At 65.0% G+C, this 1,273-nt stretch carries 1 protein-coding gene and 1 pseudogene; both read left to right on the top strand.

The annotated features are described in order from the left end of the window. Position 1: 1 nt before the first annotated feature. On the top strand, positions 2–751 hold the full coding sequence (locus tag CA2_RS01295) for an electron transfer flavoprotein subunit beta/FixA family protein (RefSeq protein ID WP_042411814.1): 750 nt from the start codon (positions 2–4) through the stop codon (positions 749–751). Between the two features lie 20 nt (positions 752–771). Next, positions 772–1,273 (top strand): annotated as a pseudogene (locus CA2_RS01290) (electron transfer flavoprotein subunit alpha/FixB family protein); the annotation flags it as partial.

The following is a 1,273-nucleotide window of genomic DNA, read 5'->3' as shown; positions in this document are numbered from 1 at the left end:
CATGAAGGTATTGGTTCCAGTCAAGCGCGTGGTGGACTACAACGTCAAAGTCCGCGTGAAGTCCGACGGCACAGGCGTGGACATCGCCAACGTCAAGATGAGCATGAACCCGTTTGACGAAATCGCCGTGGAAGAGGCGGTGCGTCTGAAGGAAAAGGGCGTGGTCAGCGAAGTGATCGCCGTGTCCTGCGGTGTGACCCAGTGCCAGGAAACCCTGCGCACCGCCATGGCGATTGGTGCCGACCGCGCCATCCTGGTGGAGACCGACGCCGAGCTGCAGCCCCTGGCCATTGCCAAGTTGCTCAAGGCCCTGGTGGACAAGGAACAACCCGGCCTGGTGATCCTGGGCAAGCAGGCCATCGACGGCGACAACAACCAGACCGGCCAGATGCTGGCGGCCCTGGCCGACCTGCCCCAGGCCACCTTCGCCTCCAAGGTCGAAGTCGCTGGCGACAAGGTCCACGTGACGCGCGAAGTGGACGGCGGCCTGGAAACCCTGGCGCTGAGTACCCCCGCCATCATCACCACCGACCTGCGCCTGAACGAGCCACGTTATGTGACGCTGCCCAACATCATGAAGGCCAAGAAAAAGCAGCTGGATGTGGTCAAGCCCGAAGAGTTGGGTGTGGACGTCGCACCCCGCATCAAGACCCTGAAGGTGGCCGAGCCCGCCAAGCGCGGCGCCGGCGTGAAGGTGCCCGATGTGGCGACGCTGGTCGACAAACTGAAGAACGAAGCCAAGGTCATCTAAGCGTCCAGGAGAGAAACATCATGTCCGTACTCGTTATTGCTGAACACGACAACGCCTCCATCAAGGGCGCCACCCTGAACACCGTGACCGCAGCCAAGGCCTGCGGCGGTGACGTGCACGTGCTGGTCGCTGGTGAGAACGCCGCAGCCGCGGCCCAGGCCGCCGCCCAGATCGCCGGTGTGTCCAAGGTCATCCACGCCGATGGCGCCAGCCTCAAGGACGGCCTGGCCGAGAACATCGCCGCCCAGGTGCTGGCCATCGCTGGCAGCTACAGCCACATCCTGTTCCCCGCCACCGCCTCGGGCAAGAACGCTGCCCCCCGCGTGGCCGCCAAGCTGGACGTGGGCCAGATCAGCGACATCACCGCCGTGATCGCCGCCGACACCTTCGAGCGCCCCATCTACGCCGGCAACGCCATCGCCACCGTGCAGTCGGCCGACGCCACCAAGGTCATCACCGTGCGCTCCACCGGCTTTGACGCCGCGGCAGCCACCGGTGGTTCTGCGACGGTGGAAACCGCCG

The sequence above is a fragment of the Comamonas aquatica NBRC 14918 genome (assembly GCF_000739875.1).
GTDB lineage: Bacteria > Pseudomonadota > Gammaproteobacteria > Burkholderiales > Burkholderiaceae_C > Comamonas > Comamonas aquatica.
This window is presented reverse-complemented; position numbering and strand designations above follow the sequence as displayed.